Annotated in this window: 26 protein-coding genes; 15 read left to right on the top strand and 11 right to left on the bottom strand. The window is 67.3% G+C overall.

From position 1 onward, the window contains the following. Window positions 1-58: 58 nt before the first annotated feature. Together AMY39116_RS42205 and AMY39116_RS0304605 are read left to right on the top strand one after the other, a co-directional pair. Window positions 59-1,219 carry an MFS transporter gene (locus AMY39116_RS42205; protein WP_020416532.1) on the top strand — a complete coding sequence of 387 codons (1,161 nt, stop codon included), beginning with the start codon at window positions 59-61 and terminating at the stop codon, window positions 1,217-1,219. A 22-nt stretch (window positions 1,220-1,241) separates the two neighbouring features. Continuing rightward, complete coding sequence (locus AMY39116_RS0304605) at window positions 1,242-1,853, top strand: SIS domain-containing protein (RefSeq protein ID WP_020416531.1); 612 nt, start codon at window positions 1,242-1,244, stop codon at window positions 1,851-1,853. Between the two features lie 96 nt (window positions 1,854-1,949). Here the strand turns inward: AMY39116_RS0304605 and AMY39116_RS0304600 are convergent, their stop codons facing one another. Continuing rightward, window positions 1,950-2,171, bottom strand: coding sequence for a DUF2188 domain-containing protein (locus AMY39116_RS0304600; RefSeq protein WP_020416530.1), 222 nt, complete (start codon window positions 2,169-2,171; stop codon window positions 1,950-1,952). Between the two features lie 119 nt (window positions 2,172-2,290). Between AMY39116_RS0304600 and AMY39116_RS0304595 the strand changes: the two genes are divergently transcribed. Further along, window positions 2,291-2,665 carry a helix-turn-helix domain-containing protein gene (locus AMY39116_RS0304595; protein ID WP_017986264.1) on the top strand — a complete coding sequence of 125 codons (375 nt, stop codon included), beginning with the start codon at window positions 2,291-2,293 and terminating at the stop codon, window positions 2,663-2,665. Then, complete coding sequence (locus AMY39116_RS0304590; RefSeq protein ID WP_020416529.1) at window positions 2,662-3,252, top strand: ImmA/IrrE family metallo-endopeptidase; 591 nt, start codon at window positions 2,662-2,664, stop codon at window positions 3,250-3,252. Before AMY39116_RS0304595 ends, AMY39116_RS0304590 begins: the two co-directional genes overlap by 4 nt. Before the next feature lie 153 nt (window positions 3,253-3,405). Here the strand turns inward: AMY39116_RS0304590 and AMY39116_RS0304585 are convergent, their stop codons facing one another. The 7 genes from AMY39116_RS0304585 to AMY39116_RS0304555 form a co-directional block, all read right to left on the bottom strand. Then, the gene (locus tag AMY39116_RS0304585) at window positions 3,406-3,906 is read right to left on the bottom strand and encodes a hypothetical protein (protein ID WP_027935634.1); all 501 of its coding nucleotides are present in this window, start codon (window positions 3,904-3,906) and stop codon (window positions 3,406-3,408) included. A 92-nt stretch (window positions 3,907-3,998) separates the two neighbouring features. Continuing rightward, window positions 3,999-5,180: a CaiB/BaiF CoA-transferase family protein gene (locus tag AMY39116_RS0304580; RefSeq protein WP_020416527.1), complete on the bottom strand. Its 1,182-nt coding sequence runs from the start codon at window positions 5,178-5,180 to the stop codon at window positions 3,999-4,001. Next, a complete protein-coding gene (locus tag AMY39116_RS0304575) occupies window positions 5,177-5,506 on the bottom strand; it encodes a putative quinol monooxygenase (RefSeq protein ID WP_020416526.1) in 330 nt (109 codons plus the stop codon). The genes AMY39116_RS0304580 and AMY39116_RS0304575 overlap by 4 nt, the downstream gene beginning before the upstream one ends. Before the next feature lie 37 nt (window positions 5,507-5,543). After that, window positions 5,544-6,236 (bottom strand): SDR family oxidoreductase, encoded by a 693-nt coding sequence (locus tag AMY39116_RS0304570; RefSeq protein ID WP_027935633.1) that lies wholly within the window; start codon window positions 6,234-6,236, stop codon window positions 5,544-5,546. A 77-nt stretch (window positions 6,237-6,313) separates the two neighbouring features. Then, window positions 6,314-6,436, bottom strand: a complete 123-nt coding sequence (locus AMY39116_RS0304565; RefSeq protein WP_020416524.1) for a ribosomal protein bL36 — start codon at window positions 6,434-6,436, stop codon at window positions 6,314-6,316. A 24-nt stretch (window positions 6,437-6,460) separates the two neighbouring features. Next, window positions 6,461-7,951 carry a DHA2 family efflux MFS transporter permease subunit gene (locus AMY39116_RS0304560; RefSeq protein WP_020416523.1) on the bottom strand — a complete coding sequence of 497 codons (1,491 nt, stop codon included), beginning with the start codon at window positions 7,949-7,951 and terminating at the stop codon, window positions 6,461-6,463. Beyond that, window positions 7,948-9,027 carry a TetR/AcrR family transcriptional regulator gene (locus tag AMY39116_RS0304555; RefSeq protein WP_020416522.1) on the bottom strand — a complete coding sequence of 360 codons (1,080 nt, stop codon included), beginning with the start codon at window positions 9,025-9,027 and terminating at the stop codon, window positions 7,948-7,950. Before AMY39116_RS0304555 ends, AMY39116_RS0304560 begins: the two co-directional genes overlap by 4 nt. A gap of 89 nt (window positions 9,028-9,116) precedes the next feature. Here AMY39116_RS0304555 and AMY39116_RS0304550 point away from each other — a divergent pair, with 89 nt between their 5' ends. The 4 genes from AMY39116_RS0304550 to AMY39116_RS0304535 all read left to right on the top strand — a co-directional run bounded on the left by AMY39116_RS0304550 (window position 9,117) and on the right by AMY39116_RS0304535 (window position 13,496). Beyond that, entirely contained in the window at window positions 9,117-10,256 is a 1,140-nt protein-coding gene (locus tag AMY39116_RS0304550; protein WP_020416521.1) for a cytochrome P450, read from the top strand. A 32-nt stretch (window positions 10,257-10,288) separates the two neighbouring features. After that, window positions 10,289-11,329, top strand: a complete 1,041-nt coding sequence (locus AMY39116_RS0304545) for an LLM class flavin-dependent oxidoreductase (protein ID WP_020416520.1) — start codon at window positions 10,289-10,291, stop codon at window positions 11,327-11,329. Window positions 11,330-11,395: 66 nt separating this feature from the next. Continuing rightward, on the top strand, window positions 11,396-12,976 hold the full coding sequence (locus AMY39116_RS42200) for an AMP-binding protein (protein WP_084506012.1): 1,581 nt from the start codon (window positions 11,396-11,398) through the stop codon (window positions 12,974-12,976). 61 nt (window positions 12,977-13,037) lie between these two features. After that, window positions 13,038-13,496 (top strand): hypothetical protein, encoded by a 459-nt coding sequence (locus AMY39116_RS0304535; RefSeq protein WP_020416518.1) that lies wholly within the window; start codon window positions 13,038-13,040, stop codon window positions 13,494-13,496. A 4-nt stretch (window positions 13,497-13,500) separates the two neighbouring features. Here the strand turns inward: AMY39116_RS0304535 and AMY39116_RS47335 are convergent, their stop codons facing one another. Then, window positions 13,501-14,691 (bottom strand): lysyl oxidase family protein, encoded by a 1,191-nt coding sequence (locus AMY39116_RS47335; protein WP_235716059.1) that lies wholly within the window; start codon window positions 14,689-14,691, stop codon window positions 13,501-13,503. Window positions 14,692-15,200: 509 nt separating this feature from the next. On the opposite strand from AMY39116_RS47335, the gene AMY39116_RS42195 reads away from it, so the two are divergent. The 5 genes from AMY39116_RS42195 to AMY39116_RS45950 all read left to right on the top strand — a co-directional run bounded on the left by AMY39116_RS42195 (window position 15,201) and on the right by AMY39116_RS45950 (window position 20,318). After that, on the top strand, window positions 15,201-16,367 hold the full coding sequence (locus AMY39116_RS42195) for an HNH endonuclease (protein WP_157358402.1): 1,167 nt from the start codon (window positions 15,201-15,203) through the stop codon (window positions 16,365-16,367). 184 nt (window positions 16,368-16,551) lie between these two features. Further along, complete coding sequence (locus tag AMY39116_RS45955; RefSeq protein ID WP_157358401.1) at window positions 16,552-16,962, top strand: hypothetical protein; 411 nt, start codon at window positions 16,552-16,554, stop codon at window positions 16,960-16,962. Next, window positions 16,959-17,729, top strand: a complete 771-nt coding sequence (locus AMY39116_RS45220) for a DUF1829 domain-containing protein (protein WP_084506011.1) — start codon at window positions 16,959-16,961, stop codon at window positions 17,727-17,729. The genes AMY39116_RS45955 and AMY39116_RS45220 overlap by 4 nt, the downstream gene beginning before the upstream one ends. A gap of 865 nt (window positions 17,730-18,594) precedes the next feature. After that, complete coding sequence (locus tag AMY39116_RS45215; RefSeq protein WP_162146026.1) at window positions 18,595-19,662, top strand: DUF262 domain-containing protein; 1,068 nt, start codon at window positions 18,595-18,597, stop codon at window positions 19,660-19,662. Continuing rightward, window positions 19,662-20,318 carry a hypothetical protein gene (locus AMY39116_RS45950; protein ID WP_157358399.1) on the top strand — a complete coding sequence of 219 codons (657 nt, stop codon included), beginning with the start codon at window positions 19,662-19,664 and terminating at the stop codon, window positions 20,316-20,318. Before AMY39116_RS45215 ends, AMY39116_RS45950 begins: the two co-directional genes overlap by 1 nt. Before the next feature lie 814 nt (window positions 20,319-21,132). Here AMY39116_RS45950 and AMY39116_RS0304515 read toward each other — a convergent pair. Beyond that, window positions 21,133-21,390 (bottom strand): winged helix-turn-helix domain-containing protein, encoded by a 258-nt coding sequence (locus AMY39116_RS0304515; RefSeq protein WP_020416515.1) that lies wholly within the window; start codon window positions 21,388-21,390, stop codon window positions 21,133-21,135. Window positions 21,391-21,538: 148 nt separating this feature from the next. Between AMY39116_RS0304515 and AMY39116_RS42190 the strand changes: the two genes are divergently transcribed. Together AMY39116_RS42190 and AMY39116_RS0304505 are read left to right on the top strand one after the other, a co-directional pair. After that, a complete protein-coding gene (locus AMY39116_RS42190) occupies window positions 21,539-21,838 on the top strand; it encodes a winged helix-turn-helix domain-containing protein (protein WP_020416514.1) in 300 nt (99 codons plus the stop codon). A gap of 31 nt (window positions 21,839-21,869) precedes the next feature. After that, window positions 21,870-22,772 carry an aminoglycoside phosphotransferase family protein gene (locus tag AMY39116_RS0304505; protein WP_020416513.1) on the top strand — a complete coding sequence of 301 codons (903 nt, stop codon included), beginning with the start codon at window positions 21,870-21,872 and terminating at the stop codon, window positions 22,770-22,772. Between the two features lie 6 nt (window positions 22,773-22,778). On the opposite strand, the gene AMY39116_RS42185 is transcribed toward AMY39116_RS0304505, so the two are convergent. Beyond that, complete coding sequence (locus AMY39116_RS42185) at window positions 22,779-24,182, bottom strand: hypothetical protein (protein ID WP_157358397.1); 1,404 nt, start codon at window positions 24,180-24,182, stop codon at window positions 22,779-22,781. Window positions 24,183-24,429: the final 247 nt, after the last annotated feature.

The following is a 24,429-nucleotide window of genomic DNA, read 5'->3' as shown; positions in this document are numbered from 1 at the left end:
TCAAACGGAACCGATCAGTACCGTTCAAACGGAACCGATCAGTATCATTTGAGGAGCCATGGTCACCACCACCCACCGCCTGCCCGCCCGGATCGGCGTCCTGACGATCGCGACGTTCGCGGTCGGCACGGACGCCTTCGTCGTCAACGGCGTCCTGCCCGAACTGGCCCGCTCGCTGGACGTCAGCGTCGGCGAGGCCGGCCAGCTCGTGTCCGTCTTCGCGATCGCCTACGCCGTGCTGTCCCCGGTGCTCGCCGCCGCGACCGGGAACTGGCCGCGGCGCACCGTCCTGCTGGCCGCGCTCGGCGTCTTCGTGCTGGGCAACGCCGTCACCGCCCTCGCGCCGGACTACGGCCTCGCCCTGGCGTCGCGGGTGATCGCCGCGGCCGGTGCCGCCGCCATCACGCCGACCGCTTCCACCGCCGCGGCCGCCCTGGCGTCACCGGAACGGCGTGGCCGCGCGATGTCGCTGGTCACGCTGGGCCTGGTGTCGTCGACCGCGTTGGGCGTGCCGATCGGGACGCTGCTCGGCTCGGTGGCGAGCTGGCGCCAGACGATGTGGCTGGTCGCCGCGCTCGGCCTGGTGGCCGCGGCGGGCGTCGCGCTCTGGCTGCCGCCGGTGCCGAACCCGCCTGCCACCACCCTGCGGGCGCGCCTGGCTCCGCTGCGGGACCGGACGGTGCTGCTGATCCTGACCGCCACGGTGGCCATGTTCGTCGGGATCTACCTGGTCACGATCTACCTCAGCGTGATCGTCGAACAGGCCACCGCGGGCGACGGCGTCCGCCTCACCGTCCTGCTGTTCGCCGCCGGGGTTGCCGGCACGGTCAGCAACGTGGTGACCGGCGGGTGGACCGACCGCGTCGGCCCGATGCGGGTCATCACCGCCGCGATGGCGCTGGGCGCGCTCGACTTCGCGCTCATGCCGTGGACGGCGGCGACGTTCGCCGGCGCGTTGATCGCCGTCGTCGCCTACGGGCTGGCCTCGTGGTCGGTGATGGTGCCGCAGCAGCACCAGCTGATCGCCGCCGCGCCCACGACGCCGTCGCTGGTGGTTTCGCTGAACGCGTCGGCGATCTACCTCGCGGTGTCCCTGGCCGGGGTGCTGGGCGCCGCCGCACTCGAGGTGATGCGTGGCGCTTTCCTGCCGTGGCTCGCGGCGCTCTTCCTCCTCGCCGGGCTGGCCGCCGCGTGGGCGGCGGAGAAGTTTAAACGTTGAACAGCAGGCAAACCTCCTCCACATGAGCGCGACCACCACACTGCCGAACGTGGCGCGCGGACACCTGGACACCCTGGACGAGACGCTGGGCGCGCTCCGTCGGCAGACCGGGCGCCTCACGCGATGGGGCCGCGTGCTCGCCGAGCGGTTGAGCGAGGGCGGCCGGCTGCTCGCCGCGGGCAACGGCGGGTCCGCGGCCGAGGCCAGGCAACTGACCGCGGACCTGCTGGGCCGCTACCACGACGACCACCCGCCGTTCTCCGCGATCGCCTTGCACGCCGACGCCTCCAGCCTCATCGCGGTGGGCGACGAGTACGAGTACGACCACGCCGAGGTCTTCGCGCGGCAGGTGCGCGCGCACGCCCGGCCGCGCGACATCCTCCTGCTGCTGTCGGCGAACGGCCGCAGCCGCAACCTGACGCGCGCGGCCGAGGAGGGTGTGCGGGCGGGGGCGAACGTGTGGGCGCTGACCGGGCCGAGCCCGAACCCGCTGGCGAACGTCGTCGAAGACGCCCTGTGCCTGCCCGGCACGGCGGCCACCGTGCAGGAAGCCCACCTCGTGGCGGTCCACATCCTGTGCGCGGAGGTGGAAACCGCACTGTCCACAGGGGACGCCGGGCGGAGGGCCTCCTGAGGCGCCGGGACGAAGCGCCCCGAATTGTCAGACCCCACCCCTATCGTCCACCCCATGCCCACCCACCCCACCCCCGGCGGCAGGCCGCGGGAGAAGTCAACCCGGAGCAGGCAGCGGATCGTTGCCGTAGAGCCGTCTGCTCTCGATCGACCCGTCGCGCCGCTGGATCCTGAGCACGCTCGGGCGGTCGGCGCGCGCCAGCTTCGCGGCCGCGCGCACCGCGTCCCGCTTGCGTTCGTGGTGCGACAGCACCGCCTCGCCCCGCTTCACATCCCAGCTGCCCAGCATCGGCGAGACCCAGTACACCGTCCGCGACATGATCCCTCTCCCTCCTCGGGTGTTGCACTGGAGCAACACTGTCCCTATAGTACATCACCGTTGCACCTCCGCAACGGTTCGGCAAAACTGCGACGGAACGGAAAGCGGAGGTGTGCCACATGGGCGGACGGCTGGACACGGGGAGGCTCTATGCGGCCCTCGACGCGGAGCGCGAGTCACGCGGCTTGTCGTGGCGGCAGCTCGCGGCCGAGGCCGGGGTGAGCGCGTCCCTGGTCAGCCGGATGGGCAACGGTCACCGGCCGGACCTGGACGGGTTCATCGCGCTCGTCCAGTGGCTCGGGATGCCCGCCGAGACGTTCATGGTGTGGCCGGAGGGCCAGCCCGACGGGCGCCGCCGGCCCTCGCTCGAAGCGCAGCTCGCGCCGCTGCTCCGGGCCGAGGAAGAACTCAGCGAGTCCGACCAGCAGCACCTGCTGGACGTGGTCGGCCTGACGATGCGACACATCCGCGCCAAGAACAAGGAGTCGAAATGACCCTCCGCCGTGGTTTCAAGAAGGAGGCCAGGGAACTCGCCCTCGAGGTGCGGGCCGAGCTGGGCACCGAGGTCTTCGCCCCGCTGGACCCGTGGGCGCTGGCCGAGCTGTACGGGATCGAGGTGTTCGACCTGCGCAGCCCGTTCCTGCCGGCGGAGTCGGTGCGGCACCTGACGGAAGAACGTCCGCACGTGTTCTCCGCGGCGCTGGTCCCGCTCGACCCGAGCGGCGCCGTGATCATCGAGAACCACGTGCACCCCATGCGCCGCAGGCGATCCACGATCGCTCACGAGATGGCGCACGTGCTCCTGGAGCACCCGTTCGGTCCAACGCTGACCGACGAGAACGGCTGCCGCTCGGCCGTGGCGGGCATCGAGGAGGAGGCCGCCGAACTGTCCGGCGAGCTCCTCATCCCCACCGACGCCGCGCGGATCGCGGCGTTCAAGGGCTGGTCGGATCACTCGGTGGCCAACCACTTCCGGGTCAGCGTCGCGATGGCCACGTGGCGCATGAACATGAGCGGCGCCCGCCGGATCGCCGCGCGAACGCGGTTCAAAGCCGAAGTCCGGTACGCCACACCCGCCTGAGCGGTTGTCCACAAAGCGATCCACAGGTGGACGGATCTGTGGACAACTCGACTGTCCATTGCGGACTGATGGGAGACGCCTAACACACGACGCGACGAAACGGGTTAACCACAGGGGAAGAACTCGTGGATCCTTACGCGCGAACCGGTGTCGTCAGGCGGCCTGGTCGGTTTCCTCACCGAACAGCTCGGCCACCGCGCGTGCCCGCAGGCGTTCGAGCCGCGTCGCCTGACTGCGCCCGTTCGCGATCAGCTCGTCGAGCTGGTCGGCGTCCAGCCGCGGGTCGACGGCGGCGCGGGCACGCAGGGTGCGCCAGGCCGCGACCTTGCCCTCGACGCCGAGCCGGAGCCCCTCGAGTTCGACGACGCGGCTGAGCGGCGAACGGTTCAGCAGGCGGCCGTTGAACTTGAGCCTGCCCGCCTTCTCCAGGAGCCACCCGGCCCAGTGGCCGGTGGGGCGGGAGGGTTCGCCGAGAGCGCGCATCATGTCGACGAGGGCGTCGCGGTCCTCGGCCATCTCCTCGGCGAGGCGATCGAGCTTGCCGTTGCCCGCCCAGTCGGCCTCGGCACGGGCGAAGCGCCTGGCCAGCTCCACCCCGGCCGTCACCACGGCCACATGGTCGTTCAGGTAAATCCCGAGCAACGTGCGACGCATACTGGGGAGTACCCCACGAACGAGGGGCTCAATCCAGGTCACCCCCCACCGCCGACGCGCTGTGGCTTCTGCTTCCGCCGGCCGGCCCAGGGTCAGACCACACCCTCCGCCCGCAGTCGCTCCACGGCGGCCTCGTCGTGGCCGAGTTCCTGGAGGATCGCGGAGGTGTGCGCGCCCACCTCGGGCACCGGCCCCATCCGCGGCTCGAACCCGCCCATGATCACCGGCGGGAGCAGCGCCTCCACCGTCCCGCCGGGGATCGGCACCGTGCGCCACCGGTCGCGCTCGGCGAGCACCGGGTGCGCCAGGAACTCGTGCACCGAGTTCACCCCCGCGTTCGCCACGCCGATGTCGTCCAGGAGGGCCATGATCTTGTCGCTGTCCAGCTCGCGGAACCGCGCCGCCACGATCTCGTTCAGCTCGTCCCGGTGCGCCACCCGTGCGGAACCGGTCGCGAACCGCGGGTCGTCGACCAGCTCGGGCCGCTGCAGGAACCGCGAGCACAACGCGACCCACTCCGGCTCGTTCTGGATCGAGAACAGCACGTCCTTGCCGTCGGCCGCGGTGTACGCCCCGTAGGGCGCGATCGTCGCGTGCTGGGTGCCCACCCGCGGCGGCTGCGTGCCGCCGTAGCGCGTGTAGTAGGCCGGCTGTCCCATCCACTCGGACAGCGCGTCGAACAACGACACCTCCACCGGCTCCGCCCGGCCGGTCGTGGCCCGCGTGAACAGGGCCGTCAGGATGCCCGAGTAGGCGTACATGCCGCCCGCGATGTCCGCGACCGACACCCCCGCCCGCGCCGCGCCCTCCGGCGTCCCGGTCAGCGACACCAGGCCGGTCTGGCACTGGACGAGCAGGTCGTAGGCCTTCCGCTCCGCCCACGGCCCGTCCGTGCCGTACCCGCTGATCGTGCACGGGATCAACGACGGGTACCGCTGCGCGAGCGTCGCCGGGTCCAGCTCCAGGCGGGCCGCCGCGCCGGGCGCGAGGTTCTGCACGAACACGTCCGCGCCGGCGAGCAGGCCGGCCAGGACCTCCCGGCCACGGGGGTCCTTGAGGTTGAGGGTCAGCGACTCCTTGGACCGGTTGAGCCAGACGAAGTAGCTGGACTGGCCGTGCACGGTCGTGTCGTAGCGCCGCGCGAAATCGCCGCCACCGGGACGTTCCACCTTGATCACCCGGGCACCCAGATCGGCGAGCTGGCGCGTCGCGAACGGCGCCGCGACGGCCTGCTCCAGGCTGACGACGGTGATCCCGGCGAGCGGCAGGTTCACAGCGCGCCCAGCTTGCCGTCCCCGTCCGGCAGCGGGGTCAGCAGCCGCACGTCCATCGGCTTCGCGAGCAGCCCGTCGAGGGCCGCGCCCAGTTCGGCGAGGGCCGCGCCCTTGCCGTGGGCGCCGAGCGCCGGGCCGGACGCCCACTTCTCCACCATCACGAACGTCGTCGGCGACTTCGCGTCGCGGTGCAGCGCGTAGCGTTCGCAGCCCGGCTCGGAGTGCACCGCCCGCACCGCGGTCCGCAGCGCCTCCTCGACCTGGGCCTCCTTGCCTTCCGCGGCCTCGATGGTCGCGATCACGACGACAGCGTCCGTCTGGTTCATGCCGCCATACCACCGGATGCGGGCCGCGACCGCAAGGTCACGGACGCCATTCGGGCTCGATCACGAGCTCGGTCGGATGCGTGTTCGGCGGCGCGTCCAGCACGGATCGCACCGCGTCCGCGATCGACGCCGGGTCGAGGTACCGCTCGGGCTCGTAGGGCCCGCCCTCCATCCGGCGGACCGTCTGCTGCATCGGCGTCGCGACGCGTCCCGGGTAGATGCTCGTGACGCGGACCCCGTTCGGGAGCTCCTCGCGGCGCAGCGCCTCGGCGAACACCCGCAGCGCCGTCTTGCTGGCGGCGTAGGCGGACCGGTGGGCGGGTGAGCCGAGGACGGCCGTCGAGTTCACCAGGATCACCCGTCCCCGCGCGGCTCGCAGCGCGGGCAGCAGCCGCCGGGTCGTCCCGATGACGCCGAACAGGTTCACGGCGAACAGCTCACGCCACACGTCGAGATCGGTGTCCGCGACCGAACCCAGTTGGAAAACACCCGCACAATGCACGACCACGTCGACCGACGACAATTCCGGACAATTATCGGAAATGTCCGGATCGGCCGCGAGGTCGACGGTCCAGCAATGCGCGTCCGGTAACGTTCCGGCCAATTCCTTCAACGCGGTCTCGTCCCGCCCGGCGACCCAAACGGTGTACCGGTCGGCCAGGGCGGCGGCCACTTCCGCACCGATCCCGCCGGTAGCGCCGACCACGACGGCAGTTCCACGAACGTTCATCGATCGACACGATAAACGGCACGCGACACAAAAGAACAGGGTCCGTCGACTCTGGACGGACCCTGTTTCCGGACAATTCAGCCTTGACGGGCGTTCACCCGGGGGTTGTTCTTGTTGATGACGAACGAACGCCCCCGGCGCCGGACCACGATCGAGCCCGGCTGGCGCTTGAGCGACCTGAGCGAATTCCTGCTCTTCATACCCGCTCCTTCCTCGCACACCGGTCAACGTTCCCAGGGCTCGCGGCATTCCGCGGGGTGCAGCGGTGTGCCGGCCACCGCGCAGTGCACCTTCACCGGGCTGACCGGCGCCGGCTTCGGGCGGCCGGGCACGAACGCGAACGCGATCAACGCGCCCGCGACGAGCAGTCCGGCGCACACCAGCATCGCCGTGCGGTAGGCGGGCGCGAGCGCCGCGGGATCGGTCAGGCTGCCCGTGCCGATGCCCGCGACCAGCGGCAGCACCGCGACCGCGAGCAGCCCGGCGGTGCGGGCGATCGCGTTGTTCGCGCCACTTGCCACCCCCGCGTAGCGGTCGTCGAGCGCGCCGAGCGCGGTCGCGGTCAGCGGCGCGACCGTCAGCGACAAGCCGAGCCCGAGCACCACGACCGCGGGCAGCACCTCGGTCAGGTACGACGGGCTCGCCGAGATCCGGGACAGCAGCACGAGCGCCACCGCGCACACGACCGGCCCTGCGGTCATCGGCAGCCGCGGCCCGGTCCGCTGCCCGAGCGCCCCGGCGCGCGCCGACAGCACGAGCATCAGCGCGGTCACCGGCAGCATCGCCGAACCTGCCGCGACCGGCGAGTACCCACCGACGACCTGCAGGTTCAGCACGACCAGGAAGAACACGCCGCCCAGCGCGGCGTACACCGCGAACGTCACCAGGTTCGCCGCGGTGAACGCCCGCGACGCGAACACGCCGAGCGGCAGCATCGGGTGCCGCGACCGCCGCTCGGTCAGCACGAACGCCGCGATCCCGGCGACCCCCACGCCGAGCGCCGCCAGCACCGTCGGCGAGCCCGCGCCGAGCGCCGGCCACGCCGTGAAGCCGTAGCTCAGCCCGGCCAGCCCGAGCGCGCCCATCGCCGCGCCGGTGAAGTCCAGCTGCCGCGCGGCCTCCGGGTTGCGGGTCTCCGGGACGTGCCGGAGCGCGACCAGCACGACTATCGCCGCGAGCGGCACGTTGATCAGGAACACCAGCCGCCAGCTCGCCACCTCGACCAGCCACCCGCCGAGGAACGGTCCGAGCGCCCCGGCGATCCCGCCGAGCCCGGACCACGCGCCGATCGCCTTCGCGCGGTCGTCGGGGTGGAACGAGGCCTCCAGGATCGCCAGCGACCCGGGCGTGAGCAGGGCGCCGCCGACGCCCTGCAGCACGCGGGCGGCGACCAGCGTCCAGATGTCCGGCGCGAGCCCGCAGAGCAGCGACGCGATCGCGAACCACGCCACGCCGAGCACGAAGATCCGCCGCCGCCCGAAGCGGTCGCCGAGGGAGCCGCCGAGCAGGATCAGCGCGGCGAGGCTGAGCGTGTAGCCGTTGATCGTCCACTGCAGACCGGCCGTGCTCGCCTCGAGGTCGCTGCCGATCTTGGGCAGCGCGATGTTCACGACCGTGGCGTCCAGGAAGGTGACACCGGACCCGAGAACGGTGGCGAACAGGACCCAGCGCCCGGCGGCCTGGCCGTACCGGAGCGAGGTTTCCGCCGTAGTCACGAGGAACGATCGTGGTTGGCGGTGGCGGCGGGCGCAAGTTTCCCCGCGGACACCGCGTGGCAGGCGCCGAATCCGTCCGCGCGCGCGACGATCCGGCCGCCGGCCACGCGCACCGCCACCTCGGTCGCGTCACTGACCGCCGGGACGCCCGCCGCCGCGGCCAGCTCGCCCCGCTCGTCGCACACGACCCGCAGGCGCGGCCACGCGGCCTCGGGGAACGCCTGCCGCAGGCACGCGGCGACCTCGGTCATCACCAGGCGCGCGAGCGGCCCCAGCTCGGCCGGTTCCCCGGTGACCGCCACGAGCGTGACATCCAGCCCCGCCCGGACGGCTTCCTCCACGACGGCGAGCCGGTGCAGGCCGAGTACCGCGACGACGCCGTCGGACGGGAGCCGGACCGGCTCGCCGCGCACCAGGTCGACGGCCTCGCCGGGCGACCACGGCTCGTCGGCGGGGCGCGGCTGCGGGGACACCTGCGGCGGGGCCCACCAGTCGTTGAACGGCAGGTCGGCGAGCTGTTCGCAGGTGCTGATCACGTCGAACGGCTCGACGAACCCGGGCGCCGCGACGGTGAGCTGACGCGCGCCGTGCAGCGACGTCAGCACCGCCCGCGCCCGGCGCACGTACCGCGCGGGCGGCGCGCCCGGCGGGGACTCCGGCGGGTCGAGCCGTTCCACCGCCAGCGCGAGCAGCAGCGCGCCGAGTTCCATGAGCTGCGCGTACGGCAGCCGCACCCGCTCGTCGGCCATCACCTCGGCGGGCAGGTCGCGGGCCAGGCCGGCGTCCCGCACGATCCAGTCGCGGGCGAACGAGCCGACCGCGGACCGGGCGTCGGTGCCGGGCCTGCTGTGCGGGGACGGCTCCGCGCGGGCCGCGAGGTCGGCCAGGACCGCGAAGTACAGGGCCCGCTTGCCGGGGAAGTTCGAGTAGACCGCGCCGCGCGTGAGCTCCGCCCGCTCGGCGATGACGTCCACCTTGGCCTCCCGGAACCCCCGCTCCGCGAACTCCTCCCGCGCCGCGACCAGCACTTTCGCGCGGTTGCGCTCCTGCGTCTCCGCCCTGGTCAGCCGCGCCACGAAGCCTCCTCGTTGCCATCCGGACGAAGACCAAGATATCGTGCCCATTCAGATGATGTGAACATCTGAATTCAACATCTGGAGCGCGAGTGATTCCCGAGATCTCCCTGACCGATCCCGAAGTGCTGACCGACCCGTTCACCGCCTACGGCCGCGCGCGGGAGCAGTCGCCGCTGGCCCGCGTCGGCGCGCCCGGCTTCGGCCCGGTGTGGGCCGCGACCCGCCACGAGACCGCGCGAGCGGTCCTGTCCGATCCCCGCTTCGAGCTGACCTCGAACAGCTACCAGCGCCCGGACGTGCCCGAACACTGCCGCGCGTACATGCGCACGATGTCCGAAGTGGAGGGTCCGGAGCACGCCCGGCTGCGCCGCCTGGTGTCCCCCGCGTTCTCCGCGCGCCGCGCGCTGGACTTCCGGCCACGCGTCGAACCGCTCGTCGGACGGCTGCTCGACGACCTGCCCGCGGAGGCCGACCTGCTGCGGGACTTCGCGCGTCCGCTGCCGATGGACGTGATCTGCGAGCTGGTCGGCATCCCCGGCGAGGACCGCCCGCAGTGGCGCGAGTACGGCATGGCGGTCGCGAGCGGCCACGGCCCGGCGTTCGCCGCCGCGATCCCCGGGGTCATGGCCGGCGCGCAGGCCGCCATCGCCCGTCGCCGGGAGGAGCCGGGTGACGACGTGCTCGCCGACCTGATCCGGGCCGAGGACCGGCTCAGCGACACCGAGATGGTCACGCTCGTGTGGCACCTGGTGCTGGCCGGGCAGACGCCGTCGAACCTCGTCGCGAACGCCGTGGCCGCCCTGCTGGAGCACCCGGACCAGCTCGCCGCGCTGCGTGCCGACCCGGGACTGATGCCGCGCGCGGTGGACGAGTTGATCCGCTGGTGCGGGCCGACGCTGATGACGATCCCGCGGTACGCGCGCGAGGACGTCGAACTGGAGGGCGTGCTGATCCGCGAGGGCGAGGCGATCGTCGCGGCGGTCGCGGCGGCCAACCGGGATCCGCGCGCCTTCGAGGATCCGGACCGCTTCGACGTGACCCGGCCCGGCGGCGGGCACCTCGGCTTCGGGCACGGCCCGCACTTCTGCCTCGGCGCCGCGCTGGCCCGGGTGCAGACCGAGGTGGCGCTGACCGCGCTGCTCGCCCGGGAGTTCGAACCGGTGAAGGTCGAGCGCATGCCGGACCCGGGGACCTGGCGGCTGTCGAGCCTCGTCGTCCGGTTTGGTTGACGTGTCATCATCCGCTGGTTACCTTGGGAGGCATGGAACTCGGCATCTACAGCTTCGGTGACCGCCCGGCCGACCCGGTCACCGGCGAACAGCTGTCCGTCTCGGCGGCGCTGGCGAACACGCTGGAGCGGATGAAGCTGGCCGACGAGCTCGGCTTGGGGTTCTACGGCCTCGGCGAGCACCACCTCGACTCGTACGCGATCTCCAACCCGGCCACGGTGCTGGCGGCCGCGGCGAGCGTGACCTCGAAGATCACGTTGTCGACCGCCGTGTCCGTGCTGAGCACCGAGGACCCGGTGCGGCTCTACCAGCAGTTCACGACGCTCGACCAGCTCAGCGGCGGCCGGGCCGAGCTGCTGGTGGGGCGCGGGTCGTTCATCGAGTCGTTCCCGCTGTACGGCGCGGACCTGGAGGACTACGACGCGCTGTTCGAGGAGAAGCTCGACCTGTTGCTGGCGCTGGACCGCGAGGACCCGGTGACGTGGTCGGGCAAGTTCCGCGCGCCGCTGCGGGGTGCGCGGGTGCTGCCGCGGCCGTACGGCGAGCACCTGCGCATCTCGGTCGGCACCGGAGGCAACCAGGACTCCTCGATCCGCGCCGGCGCGCTCGGGCTGCCCGTCGTGTACGCGATCATCGGCGGCCGCCCGGAGCGGTTCGCGCCGCTGGTGGAGCTGTACCGCCGAGCGAGCGAGGTGTCCGGCAACGACCCGGCGACACAGCACGTGACGATGAGCGCGATCGGGCTGGTGGCGCGGAAGTCGCAGGACGCGAAGGACACGTTCTACCCGTACTGGCTGGAAACGATGAAGTACGGCGCGCGGGCCCGCGGCTGGGCGGTCCCGACCCGCGCCGAGTACGACGCGTACACCGCCGGGGCATCGTCGCTGTTCACCGGCAGCCCGAACGAGGTCGCGGACCGCCTGATCACGGTCGGGAAGCTCGTCGGAGCGGACCGGTACGCCATGCAGATGGACTGGTCGGGGGTGCCGCAGAAGCACGTGATGACGGCGATCGAACTGCTGGGCACCGAGGTGCTGCCCCAGGTACAGGCGGAGTTCGGCCCTACCGAGTGAATTGAAACTGAGGTATCGTCTGCCGGAACGCGGTCACCGACGCCCCGCGCCAGGAGGACGAGACTCGTGACTTCGGCCAGCTCCCGCACGCCACTGGTGGACGCCGTCCGGACGGACCTGCCGAGCCTGCTGCGCAAGCACGCCGCCGCGCAGCCGGAGCAGGTGTTCGTGGAGTCCTTCGACGGCACTACCTGGACCTACCGGGAGGTGTGGGACAAGGCGGCCGCGGTCGCCGGCTGGCTGTCCGCGGCCGGCTGCGGCAAGGGCGATCGCGTCGTGTGCGTCACCGGGAACCGGCCCGAGATCCTCGCGGTGCTGTTCGGCGCCAACCTGATCGGCGCCATCTTCGTGCCGCTCAACCCGGAGCTGAAGGGGCAGTTCCTGGGCCACCAGCTGGCGAACTCGGAGCCGTCCGTGGTGTTCGTCCAGGCCGACCTGCTGGAGACGGTGCGGGACGCGGGACTGCCCGGTTCGGTCCGCGAAGTCGTGGTCTTCGGCGAGCCGCGGTGGGACGAGGTCGTGGCGTACGCCCCGATCGCCGAGCCCGCCGAGCTGGCGCCGTCGGACATCTCCACGATCCTCTACACGTCCGGCACGACCGGGCCGGCGAAGGGCGTGCTCCTCCCGCACGCGCACTGCGTGCTCTTCGGCGCCGGGATCGCGACGCACCTTCGGATGACCCCGGCGGACAAGGAGTACGTCGCCCTGCCACTCTTCCACGCTAACGGCCTGTTCATGCAGGTCGGCGCGGTGCTGTTCGCGGGCGCCCAGTTCTACCTGGCGAAGCGGTTCAGCGCGTCGGGGTGGCTCCCGGACGTCCGCCGCACCGGCGCGACGATCACCCACCTGCTCGGCGTGATGGCCGATTTCGTGCTGCACCAGCCGCCTTCGGACGCCGACCTGGACCACGGGCTGCGGGCTGTGCTGTCGATCCCGGTCTCCGACGAGGGCGCCCCGGAATTCGAACGGCGCTTCGGCGTCGAGGTGCTCCACGGATTCGGCATGACCGAGTGCAACATGGTGGCGTACTCGACCTCGGGCCGGAACTCCGGCAAGGCACTGGACGCGTTCGAGCTGGCCATCGCCGATGCGGAGACGGGGCAGCTGCTCCCGGCAGGCACCGTCGGCGAGATAGTCGTGCGCCCCCGGATTCCCGGCGCGTTCATGGCCGGGTACTTCAAGATGCCGGACAAGACCGTCGAGGCCTGGCGTGACCTGTGGTTCCACACCGGGGACGCCGGTTTCCTGGACGAGCAGTCGCGGCTGCACTTCGTCGACCGCATCAAGGACTGCATCCGCCGCCGCGGCGAGAACATCTCGTCGTACGAGGTCGAGCAGGCCGTGTTGCATTACCCGGGGATCGCGGAGTGCGCCGCGGTGGGCGTGAAGACCGACGACGCCGGCGGCGAGGACGAGGTCATGATCTGCGTCGTGCCGGACCCCGGAGCGGAGATCGACCCGTCCGCGCTGACGGAGTTCTGCCGCGAGCGCATGCCGAAACACATGGTTCCCGGCTTCGTCAAGGTGATGACCGAGTTGCCGAAGACCGCGACGGGCAAGCTGCAGAAGGCCCCGCTGCGCGCATCCACGAACGGCGCGGCAGACGTGCGGCGGCGGCACGCGGCTCAGCCCAGGATCTCCGCCTAAAGTATCCGGGGACGGCAACGGCGGGCCCGGCGCGCTGGTCGCGTTCGTCGAGCAGAAGCGGATGACCTTCCGCGAGCAGGTCACCCTCTACGCGGACGAGAGCAAGCAGCACGTGCTCGCCGCGTTCCGCGCCCGCAAGGTGATCGACCTGGCGAGCGGTTACGACGTGACGACCGGCGACGGGCAGCCGATCGGCGTGTTCGGCAAGCAGTTCGGCAAGTCGCTGCTGCGGTCGACGTGGCGGCTGGAGCAGCCGGGTCTGCCGCCGGTGGAGATCAGCGAGCGCAGCATGGCCCTGGCGCTGTTCCGCCGTGTCTGGGACTTCCTCCCGTGGGTCGGCGACATCCCGTTCCCGTGGAAGTACCACTTCGACTTCGTCCGCGACGGCCAGCTCGTCGGCAGCTTCGAAAAGAAGACCCGGTTCCGGGACCACTACCTGGTGCGCGTCGCCGACCCGTCGCTGGACCGCCGGCTGGTGCTCGCGCAGGCCGTGGCCCTGGACGCGCTCCAGTCCCGCTGACGGCCTAGGCCGCCGGGCCGTAGTCGAGGATCTTCACCGACGTCCCGCTCTTGCGGCTCGTCACGGCGATGTCCACCCACGTCGAGTTGTTGGCGCGGTTGCTTTCCACGAACAGGCCCTGGGCGTCGGCGGTGGCGATGAGCCGGTACTGGCCGTTGGCGAGGCCGGTGATGTCGATGTACTGGTCGGGCAGCGTCCACGGGTACCGGTCGCCCCAGCCGACGGACAGGCCCATCGACACCGTCAGCGAGTCGAGGTGCCCGCAGGTCTCCGGCGAGTACACAGAGGACTGCGGTGCGCCCGGCAACGTGAGGCGGTAGGCGTCGGTGTCGAAGAAGCAGAAGCCGCCCTTCGACGAGGTGCCGACCTTGCTGCCGTTGTCGAGCCGCACGAGCTGGTAGCTCTCCAGGTCCCGCACGTGCCAGTGGCCGTGGCCGTCCCCGCCGTACACCAGGCTCGCCGGGACGCCGACCGAAACGCGGGAGCCGTCCGACTGCGGAACCCGTTGGGAGACCACGAAGGACGACGCCTCGGACGCCCGGTCCGCGACGAGCCCGAACGGCCCGCGCCCGACGTTGACGATCGTCGCCGAGAAGCGGAGCTGCCGTTGCCCCGAGGCGGTCGTGGCGATCTTGAGGTCACTGATGCGCGCCATGCCGAGGTCGGGCTGCAACGGCTCCGCGGCGGACGCGATGCCGGGGACCTGGGTGAGGAGCGCGGCCGCCAGGACGGCCGGCGCGAGACGACGGATCACGGGCACCTCCGGCGAGGGCGGGCCGGGCACGCTCCGTGTGATCGCGCCCGGCCGCTGACGGTGTTCACTTGGGTCGGGGAACTTCTTGTCGTCGACGGAGAAGCACAGGTGGCTCAGGCCGTAGGGCTTGCCGCTGTTCGGGTTGAGCGGGGCGGTGAGGCCGGTGTCCGACGTGACCGGCGGGTCGTAGTGGTACCAGTTCGCGTTCGGGCCGCCCTTGACGATCACGTCGCTCACCACAGCGTCACCGACGGTGTAGAAGCTGAACGACGATCCACTCACGACGATCCGAACCGGACCGTAGGTGCCACTGACGACGGGGTCGATCTTGATGCCACCGTCGCAGGACGGGTTGCCACTGATGAAGACCGGGGTGACCGAGGCAGCGGACGCGGTGGCCGAGCCGAGCACACCGGCCACGGCGAACATCAGGCCGACCACGAGCAATCAGAAGACTTTCGTCACGGCTCCTCCTCGAGCGGCGCGACAACGGTGCTGGTTGGTCGCGGCCGCCCAGCCCCAGTTGCACCCGAAGAGGAGGAATCCCCCACTGGGGTCATACCACCCAGCGCCGGTCGCGTCCTCGAACCACCCTGAACAGCACGAAGCCCCTCTGTTGCCAGAGGGGCTTCGTGGTCTTGCTGTCTCAACCAGACGCGCGCCCGAAGGGATTCGAACCCCTAACCTTCTGATGTCGTTTCCGTGATCACCGACTCCTGCCGTCGTGTGTCAACAAGTGCCTTGACCTGCATCGATGCGCTCAAGCCGAGTGCCGGCAGTCATCGTTGACACCCGTCGTTTGTCATCGATTCTTGGCGATTAGTTGGCAACCCCGGCGTCCCTGCGCAGGGAGCGTCACGCCCTCGCTTGAGGGTAGAGTCGAGCCGCCTGGACGATGATCGACTTGGGGGGCAGCGGTGACTCTGGGGGATCTGACTGATCCTGAGGCGGTGGTTCGCGCCGTCCAGCACTACGACGAGCTCGGCTCAGACCGGTTCCTCAGCGCGTACGGCTTCAATCCGGCGCGAGACTACCTGCTCGAGATTGACGGCAAGCACTACGACTCGAAGGCGATCGCCGGCGTAGCTCACGGCTTCCAGCATCCTGAACGAGGTCCCCTCTTAGCCGGCAGCTTCAACGGCGGCGCCGAGGGCGCAGCTCGACGCTTAGAGAGGCTCGGCTTCACCATCGTCACAGCGGCGCAGCTCAATCCCCCGAAGATCGGCGAGGAGCACCCCAACCGGACCGCTATTCAGGCTACCTACGGTGGTAACGGAGTCGCCGGCATCGTTCGCTTCCCCGGTGAAGACATCATCAACGCCTTCTCCGACGAAGAAGGCCCCTATGCCGACGAGCCACCCGACCCCATCGCGCCGTTCGAGTACCGCGGCGACGGCCGGCGAGGCCATCAAACCCTCACAAGGGGCAATAAGATGCTCGACACCGCCCGACAGGAGCGTCGCGCCGTACGGTTCTGGTACCGCCCCACGGGTGGCAAGTTCAGCTTCGTCACCTGGGTCGCCGTATTGGATCGCGCACAGAGCTGGGCTCTGGATGACGACAAGGAACAGCGACTCGAGTACGCATTCCTCGTCGCTGCCGTCCCAGATTCAGACCCCACGACTTGGCCGGAACACGTCATCGCCCGTCTGAACGACCGGCCGATCACTGACACTCCACCTCCGCCAGTGCCCGTTAGCACGGACGCTGACACACCCACTCGCGCACGCAGCTACCGGGACTACATCGACGACCTCGGGGAAACCCACAGCTCGAGCGCCGCTCAGTCACAGCCCAAGAAGCGAGAGCGGAACAACTACCAGCGGAGCCGGCAGGCCCGAGACGCGGTGCTTGTTCGCGCAGCCAACCAGTGCGAGAACGATCGGTGTACCGGCATGCCGGCAGACACCACTCCGGCCGGAACCGCGATCCTCGAGGTCGACCACGTCGACGATCTCGCGCTCGGCGGCCCCGACCATCCCCGTCACATGATCGCGCTGTGCCCCAATTGCCATGCAACAAAAACTCGCGGGAAGAACCGAGCAGCCTTACGACGTCACCTTCGCGCACGAGCTGCTGCCTTGCACCGCACTGCCCTCGTCGAGCTCAGCTCGTAGACCAGCGTCACATGTGCGGTGGACATGCGGTGCCGCCAACGGCGAACGGAAGGCGGCTGTAGGACGCGCGCGCATCGTTGCAGGTGGTCACGTGCAGTTTTGTGACGGCAGTCGGAGTTGCAGCCCTCGCACGGAGATCATCGACCGCGTACTCTCATCCTGCAAACTGTCGGTAGGAGCGTGCATGCTTGAGCAGTGGCGGGCAGACCAGCTACTCCGTGTAGCGAAGGTCTACAGCCTGTCATCGCCGATCAACCTGGCCCAGGGAGCAGACGATGACTACCCAGTCGAGAGTGATGACGGTAGCGAGCACTTCCTCCTGGACATCTGGCGGCCGAAAAGGAACGTACGCAAGGCGCGCTTCCAGCTTAGGTACAGGCGCGACATCGTGTTAGCAAGACTTTGCACGTCCGTGCCCCATACCAATCCGGACGGCCTTCAGCTGGGTTTCCCCCACATGCACCGGTACAGAGAAAGCGACGGTGACAAGTGGGCCGAGAAGGTCGACGGAACAACCGACTTGACCTCGGCGCTTGATTACTTCTGCAAGGCTGTCAATCTGCCCGCTCCAGACCTTCAAGGAGGACTAGCATGAACGGCAATGCAGACCTGCTTGTTGAGTCTTACTACTCGTGGATCAGGAACCATATTTCAGGCGAAACTCTCAATGACACTGTTTCAGAGCTGACTACACCTTTTCTGGACAGACATAACGACCACATTCAGGTCTATGCCGAGAGGCAGTCGCCAGACCTTTTCTTGCTCACTGACGACGGGTACATCGTCGCCGAACTCAAATCTAGCGGAGTCGATAGCCGTGGCGTCCGACGCCGAGAGTTGCTTCACCAGCTGATATCTGGATATGGCGTGTCAATTGAAGGCGGGGAGCTGCAGACAACCGCGACTCCTCACGATCTCGGGCAGCGCCTTCACAATCTCGTACAAGCCATGTTGAGTGTCGACGACATGTTCGTCCTTGCTCAACCGACAGTTCAAAGCCTGTTCATTGAAGATGTAGCGAAGTTCTTAGACGATCGCGACATCCGCTATACACCGCACGCGAAGTTCGCAGGAAAAAGCGGGTTGGATCACCTGATGGACTTCGTCATCCCTAAGTCTAGACGAGCTCCAGAACGAATCGTTCAGGTCGTTAATAGCCCGCGCAGAGATCGCGTTGAAAACCTACTCTTTGCAATAAACGATACACGAGACACACGTGGCCCAGAAACGCAGTTTTACGCACTAATCAACGATACTAAAAGAGGAGTAGCGGCGGACATCGTCGAAGCCTTTACTCGGTACTCAGTCACGGCTCGCCCCTGGTCGCATCGCGATGAGATCGTTGAGGAACTTGCCGCCTAGAGTTCGTCAAGGCCACTGCGAGGACGCAGTCCCCGCCGCCGTCGAACTCGTACCCAAGGCGACCACACGGCAGCGCCTAACGGCAAGTTAGGTTGTGGCGATAGAAGAGGTATGACGTTTTCCTCAGCGTACTTCCACCGTGTAGCATCCTCACCATCGCTGCGCCACAGCAGATGAGGCTCACCACAATCATGCAGGTCGGCCCTTCGGAAATCGGCGACTTGTACTTCAGCGACGTTCACGGGGACTGGGCCGTTTCGTTCAGAGGTGGGCCGACGAGGCCTGACGCTCACGAACTACAGTCGGCGACTGCGCCCGGCGTAGTTGAAATACCTGGTTCTCGGCCAGAGCCAGCCGACGACTGCGGCGCCAGCTAACCACAGATTTATACTGGACGTTTATCGGGTGATTCATCTGATCATCCGCCATGACCTGCGCGATTCACGGCGGCAGATGCCTGGCACTCTAATCAGCTGACGTACGTTTGATCAATTGACGGGGGTAAGTGTGGGCTGGGGCCGGACCTCAAGGCGCATCAACCAGAGGCGACCCGAGATCTCGTCGAGCGCGGCCAAACTCCAGTGCGAACTTATCAGGCTATTGGTTTGTACGCCATGATGGCGACGCCTGGCCCTGGCTCGATCGAGTCACATGTCCTCGACAACAAGCCACGGAACGTCGAGAGTTCCGGGTGGAGATCGACGGTAAGCACTACCGCTCGCAACCTATCGCCGACGTAGCGCACGGGTCTCGACATCGTGAGAGACTTGATCTCACAGCAGGCGAAGGGGCGACAGCCACTCTTGCATGTCCGCCCATTTACGGCAGAATGACATCTAAGATCATCAGCCTGAGAGGTAGACACGTGCAGGGTAGTACACCACAACATTACACAATCGCAGACTTTCTCAAATGGCATGACGACCAAGAGCTTGAGCTCAATCCCAAGTTCCAACGTGGACCAGTGTGGGCCACGCCGGCACGCTCCTATCTTATTGAGTCAATCCTGCGAGGATATCCTATCCCGAAATTGTTGCTCCGAACTTCCGTTGACCGGGACAGTCGACGCACTATTCGAGATGTCGTTGACGGGCAGCAACGGCTGCGCACCATTATCGACTTCGCCAACAATAAGCTGGTCCTCGGACAAAAAGCCGGCGACTATAAAGGCATGAGGTATTCCGACCTTGAAGACGAAGAAAAAGACGCTTTCTTGGCTTACAAATTGACATGCGAGCAGCTAATAAATGCAAGCGACGAGGATGTCCTGGAAGTATTCCTACGGATTAACTCCTACACGGTTCCAGTTAACGCCGCAGAATTGCGCAATGCGCGATTTGACACTCCCTTCAGCAGTTTGGTGAAGGAAACCGTACGACAGCTGGGGCCAGTGTGGGCACTGGGCGTTTTGAGCAACCGAGAACGTGTACGAATGGTTGACCAATCTCTCGTCGCGGAGATCTATGGTTTCTTCTTGGACGGGATGCAGGATGGCGACGAAAATCGCATAACTCGTTTGTATGAGAACACTTTGAAGCTAAAAGATGACGAGCTTCCAGACCGAGAAGAGATGGTTGACGTCACACTTGAAGCTGCCAAGCTCCTGGCAGAATTCGAGAGGGAGCCAATTGTAGCTCGCCCCCACTTTCTTATCATCGTAGCGTGCGTCATGTACGCACGTGATTTGCTCCCTCCAGGTCGACTACTGCTGGACAACGTTCCCACACGTGACGAGATGCTGACTAATGTTGAAGTGGCCGTAGATCGACTTCGTGAAATAAACTCAGCGCTGTCAGCAGACCCGGAAGACTTGCCCGCTCGTTTCGCTCCCTTGATCGAGGCCAAAACTTCGACCCAGCGTATGCGCAGTCGACAAATAAGGTTTGAATATTTTAGTCAAGCAATGGCCGGGTATGAGATTGTCAATCGCTGATGAGTACGCCTGCATTCAACCTGGATCAGGCGAGCGCGGACTTTAAGGCGGAAGTCGCGGAGATCGAATACGACTTCATGAGCTCAACGAACTGCAATCACGTTAAACAGTACGCAATGCAATATGCTCCTCACGTCGACGGCTGCGTGGTTTCACTATGGGACGCTTGGAATAGATTCCTCCGCGAACTAGTCATGCTGAGCGCTCGTGGCGTGTCTACAGGGTCATCTGGCAGGAGGTACGCCCCAAAAGTACACTTGTCAGAATCGCAGGTATTGAATTTCTTGAGAAGAAGCAAGCTGAAGCTGAAGCTGATTGACGGCGAGCCGAACTGGTATAACGTTAACCATCTCACGACTGTAATTAATGCTCTCGGACTGAGCAATTCTGCTCAGATAGTCGCGGCCGTCGGGGCAACAAGTGTTCACCTTGGCAGCACTGGAAGTATTGCGAGCCCAGTCGAGGAGATCCGCCTGATCCGCAATTTCATAGCACATAAAACCAAGCCGAACTTGGCGAAGGTTCAAGTCCTGGTGGGAAAGAATCCTGGAAACCATCTACACCAGTATCTCTGGGCGAAAACATCAGGTGGAGTCGAGCGATTCTCGCTGTGGGTTACAGCTTTGAGCGCCTTGGCAGAGGCGGCGTGTTTTTGAACGTCTGAGCCACAAGCACCAGCCGCTTGGTGGTCATCCCGTCGCCTGATGGCGTCTCGATCACGCCGAGTTGGGGCCGCAACCTTCGTGCCTAACCGCCGGCCGAACTTGCCAACCTTGCGGCCCCAGCGCGGCGTGATAGCCATCAGATCAGGCGACGGGATGACCACCAAGCGCCCACCCTGCCAGCGCAACCTGGCCTGCAATCCCCGGTCATCCCGGAGCCTGCCTGCCCGGCGAGGGCATCTTTTCTCTTGCGGCGGCTGCGGGGCCGCCCGGCCTCCGTCGAACCGCCACGCGGGACCGGCGCCAGCCGCACGCCCGCGTCTGGCGGTTCGACAGGATGAGGGCCGGATCAGCGGCCCCGCAGGGGCCGCCTTGAACAAGTAAGGAAACTCTGAACACGGCAATTACGCTCGGCTGGGCAGTTGGTCGGCTAGCAAACGGCATTCGATGTCCTGCGGACCGCGTCCGAGCGAATCTAGGTTGAAGTGTTGCGTCCCGCCGCACTCAACCAGGCGAGACAGTCTCGGCACTGGTTGAGCTGACCGCCAAACGCCGGCCTCTCCGGCGGAATGTACGTGATCTCTGCGTCACACACAGCGAAATCAGTGATCGGGTCGACAGCGTGTGCTGGCCCGACCCCCAGCTGATTCACGTGCTTCAGCGTCTTGAACCCGCCTCTCGCCGGTTTGCCGTCCCGAACACTGCCGTAACCCAGGATGTACTCCATGTTGCTCGGTCGGCGCAGCGCTGTTGATCGTTACTGAGGTAGTCCGCGGAAACAGTGGTCCCGTCTCGGCTTTGATCAGCCTTACCCCGGATGAGTGACGAAGGTGCCGCGGCCGAAGACCACAGTCACCAGCCCTTCATCTCGTAGGGCCTTGATGGCCCTGGCGGCCGTCGCCTTCGCTACGCCGTAGATCTCGGCCAGCTCCGGTCCGCCGGGGAGCTTCGCGCCCGCTGGTAGAGCGCCGCTTTCGATGTCATGGCGGATGTCGTTCGCGATCTGCGCCCAGACGTACTCCGGCCCGTGGTGGTCGATCCGGCCGGAACGGTCTCCCCATGACATGCCGTAACGCTATGCACCAGCAAGAGCCTGCATACTCATAGCGGTACCTGTGGGTTCCTATAGGTGCCTAGGGCGCGCTACTCTCGATCCAGTCGCGGCCGGTCGTTCTCGGTCGCGGATTGACGGAGACGAGATCCACGGGGGACCTATGACCTTCTATGAGGAGCTGGAGCCAGACAAGCCGGGCATGCTCTACGAGAAGATGGCCGACCACCTCGCCCGACGCATCAAGCGCGGGGACCTGCCGCCGGACACGCGGCTGCCTGCGGAACGCCGGCTCGCACAGGAGTACGGCGTCTCGTTGGGCACAGCTCGCCACGCTACCGAGCTGCTCCGTTCCAAGGGGCTGGTGATCACGGTGCCATGCAAGGGGACCTACGTGGCTGGGGTCGGGCGATCTTCGGAACCGTCCGCGGCTCGGTCAACTCTTCTCGCTTTCCGCCCGTAACCTGGACCCGGATCACACGACGGGAGGCTTGATGACGGACACCGCGCCAGCGTTCACCGCCGACTCCACTCGCACCGTGCTCGACACTGCTTGTCGTGACGCAGGCCTGGACCCCAAGGGCGCAACGCTGATGCGACTGGGTGAGAACGCCCTCTACAAGCTCGCCTCAGCCCCCATCGTGGTGCGGATCGCGCGGACCATGGACTACTGGCCGAACGTTGAAAAGGAGGTCGCGGTAGCACGCTGGCTCGCCGACCAGGGGTTCGCCTCAGGTCGACTGTCGAGGCCGGCCGATCAACCGCGCGCGGCAGGGGGCCACCCGGTCACGTTCTGGGAGTTCATCCCCGGCGAGGTCGCAATGCCGGACGACGTCGCGCTTCTTGGCCGCGAGCTGCGGGAACTTCACCGGCTGCCGTCTCCTACGACGTTCACGCTGCCACGCACAGACATCCTCGCTCGGATCCGGCCGCGAGTGGCGTCCTCACCCGTCTCGGACGACGACAAACAGTTGCTGCTGGAGCGCTGTGAGGAGCTGGAAAACGAGGTTTCGCGGCTGAGCTTCCCGCTGGACGAGTGCGCAATCCACGGCGACGCTCATATCAAGAACCTGATGATCACCGATTCGGGGCCGCTGCTCATCGACTTCGAGAACTTCTCCTGGGGACAGCCGGAGTGGGATCTTTCGATGACCGCGACTGAGTACGTCACCGCTGGGTGGTGGACGGACAAGCAGTACAACGACTTCGCCCGTTCCTACGGCTACGACATCCGGGCCTGGGAAGGCTTCCCGACGCTCCGAGCAACCCACGAGATCAAGATGACGACGTGGATCATGCAGAACGTCGACCATTCGCCGGAGATCAAGGCGGAGTTCGACACGCGCATGCGCACTATTCGCACCGGTGAGGCGAACGCTCGCTGGCGGCCGTTCTGAACCCGGTCACGCCGCGACCGGCGGGATGGCAAGCTTCGGGTAGCGCGACCGCAACAGGCTGGTGAAGTTCTGCGACAGCTCCCGGTCGGCCTTGAGCTCGTGGAGCGCCTTGCAGAAGTCAGTGAGGTAACGCAAGTACCGCATGGACTGCAGGCCGTCCGCCAGCTCGACCGCCTCAGTCGCAAGCGCTACGGCCTCGTGCGGTTCCCCGTTGGCGAGTGAGCCTGCCGCGGAAACCATCTGGATGAACGCACGAGTCCGCGGCGGTGTGAGGACCGGGTCGATGGCCTGAGCAGTGAAGAGTTTCGTCCTGTTGCCATCGCCAAGGTCCATGAAGCAGTGGGACGCTTCCCCTGCCAGCTCCAGCGCGTCGAAGTAGTTGATCCATTCTGGTTCAACGGACGGATCTCGGGTCTCGAAGGCTTGCTCGGCACGGTGCAGCGCGGTAGCCGTCCCGCGCTTGTCGCCAAGACTCGCGAGCGCTCGCGCCTCCATTGCCAAGAACATCGAGGAGACCGTGCTTGTCGCTCGGCCAAGCGTCGCGGTCTGGGCCGCTCTGGCGAAACTGACAGCATCGTTGAACCGACCGAGGTAGTTCGCCTGATGGGACAGACTCGACAGCATCCGCGCCCCAAGCATGTGGTCGTCGGCCTCGCGCGCGAGCTTGAGTCCCTGGGTGAAGTACCGCATGGCGACCCCGTGTCGTCCGGCGTCGTAGGCGCTCCAGCCGAGCAACTGTGCGACCTCTGCTGCGGCACTGAAGATCTCGCGTCGAACCGGCTCTGGGTGGTGCTTGCGAAGCAGCGGCACAACCTGGTCTCGGAAGAACTGGATGAGCATGCGCCGGGTGTGGCCACCGCCGAACTGGAAGTCCATGTCCATCAGGTGCGCCGTCGTCCGGCGGATGCGCTCGGCGGCCGTGGCGCCCCTCAGGGGTCCGTCATCCTCGGGCGTGAGTACGACGGGTGCAGAGAACATGTACCCGGTGATGATCTGCGGAGCGACGTCCTCGCGCCACGTCGCGTTGACGACTCGCCGACGGTCGCCGAGATCGGCGTCGGTGAGCTGGTGCAGGAGGTTGACGGCTTGGCCTGGTTCGGCTTGGTACGCCAACCCCTCGGTGACAAGGGCGTCGTCCTCGGGCGCGTCCGCCTCCCCCAGCCCGATGTCCTCCAGGCTGACGGGCCGACCGAGTCTCGCCGACAGCACCTGCGCGATGACGCGAGGCTTGGGGTCCCTCGGCACCATGCCGTCAAGCCACTTGCGGACGTCGTTGTGGTCGGCGCGCAGTGGCTCCTTCCAGGCGGCTGTCGCCTCGACGATGCGGCGGGCGAGCCCCTTGTTGCTCATGCCCGCTTCCTGCATCACTGCTGCTAGACGCCTGTTTGGCTCCTTCTTTCCTGCCGCCATCGTCACCTCCCTGCGACCAGTGAAGCACAAAGAGTTGCGCCTGGACGCACCCTCGCGCATCTCTCTGCGCTCAAGTGCTCCCCCATTTGCTCCCGTACTCCCCCTGTGCTCACTGCCGTGCTCCCGGCCTCCGCGGGTTTCATTTGAGCCATGAACAACACGGGTTGGACAGAACCGGGTCAGACGGGAGATGCAGCCGATATGGCGGCACCGCGAGAGCAGCGGGGTGCATCCGGCGCGCCCCACG

Source organism: Amycolatopsis sp. ATCC 39116 (assembly GCF_000231075.2).
Taxonomy (GTDB): Bacteria; Actinomycetota; Actinomycetes; order Mycobacteriales; family Pseudonocardiaceae; genus Amycolatopsis_E; species Amycolatopsis_E tucumanensis.
Note: the sequence above shows the minus strand (reverse complement) of the source record. Positions and strands in the feature narration are given on the sequence as shown.

What these genes read in the sequence shown, in the direction of transcription:
- AMY39116_RS42205 (WP_020416532.1), top strand. Translation starts at nt 59, where the DNA reads ATGGTCACCACCACCCACCGCCTGCCCGCCCGGATCGGCGTCCTGACG.
- AMY39116_RS0304605 (WP_020416531.1), top strand. Translation starts at nt 1,242, where the DNA reads ATGAGCGCGACCACCACACTGCCGAACGTGGCGCGCGGACACCTGGAC.
- AMY39116_RS0304600 (WP_020416530.1), bottom strand. Translation starts at nt 2,171, where the DNA reads ATGTCGCGGACGGTGTACTGGGTCTCGCCGATGCTGGGCAGCTGGGAT.
- AMY39116_RS0304595 (WP_017986264.1), top strand. Translation starts at nt 2,291, where the DNA reads ATGGGCGGACGGCTGGACACGGGGAGGCTCTATGCGGCCCTCGACGCG.
- AMY39116_RS0304590 (WP_020416529.1), top strand. Translation starts at nt 2,662, where the DNA reads ATGACCCTCCGCCGTGGTTTCAAGAAGGAGGCCAGGGAACTCGCCCTC.
- AMY39116_RS0304585 (WP_027935634.1), bottom strand. Translation starts at nt 3,906, where the DNA reads ATGCGTCGCACGTTGCTCGGGATTTACCTGAACGACCATGTGGCCGTG.
- AMY39116_RS0304575 (WP_020416526.1), bottom strand. Translation starts at nt 5,506, where the DNA reads ATGAACCAGACGGACGCTGTCGTCGTGATCGCGACCATCGAGGCCGCG.
- AMY39116_RS0304570 (WP_027935633.1), bottom strand. Translation starts at nt 6,236, where the DNA reads ATGAACGTTCGTGGAACTGCCGTCGTGGTCGGCGCTACCGGCGGGATC.
- AMY39116_RS0304565 (WP_020416524.1), bottom strand. Translation starts at nt 6,436, where the DNA reads ATGAAGAGCAGGAATTCGCTCAGGTCGCTCAAGCGCCAGCCGGGCTCG.
- AMY39116_RS0304545 (WP_020416520.1), top strand. Translation starts at nt 10,289, where the DNA reads ATGGAACTCGGCATCTACAGCTTCGGTGACCGCCCGGCCGACCCGGTC.
- AMY39116_RS0304535 (WP_020416518.1), top strand. Translation starts at nt 13,038, where the DNA reads ATGACCTTCCGCGAGCAGGTCACCCTCTACGCGGACGAGAGCAAGCAG.
- AMY39116_RS45955 (WP_157358401.1), top strand. Translation starts at nt 16,552, where the DNA reads ATGCTTGAGCAGTGGCGGGCAGACCAGCTACTCCGTGTAGCGAAGGTC.
- AMY39116_RS45220 (WP_084506011.1), top strand. Translation starts at nt 16,959, where the DNA reads ATGAACGGCAATGCAGACCTGCTTGTTGAGTCTTACTACTCGTGGATC.
- AMY39116_RS45950 (WP_157358399.1), top strand. Translation starts at nt 19,662, where the DNA reads ATGAGTACGCCTGCATTCAACCTGGATCAGGCGAGCGCGGACTTTAAG.
- AMY39116_RS0304515 (WP_020416515.1), bottom strand. Translation starts at nt 21,390, where the DNA reads ATGTCATGGGGAGACCGTTCCGGCCGGATCGACCACCACGGGCCGGAG.
- AMY39116_RS42190 (WP_020416514.1), top strand. Translation starts at nt 21,539, where the DNA reads ATGACCTTCTATGAGGAGCTGGAGCCAGACAAGCCGGGCATGCTCTAC.
- AMY39116_RS0304505 (WP_020416513.1), top strand. Translation starts at nt 21,870, where the DNA reads ATGACGGACACCGCGCCAGCGTTCACCGCCGACTCCACTCGCACCGTG.
- AMY39116_RS42185 (WP_157358397.1), bottom strand. Translation starts at nt 24,182, where the DNA reads ATGGCGGCAGGAAAGAAGGAGCCAAACAGGCGTCTAGCAGCAGTGATG.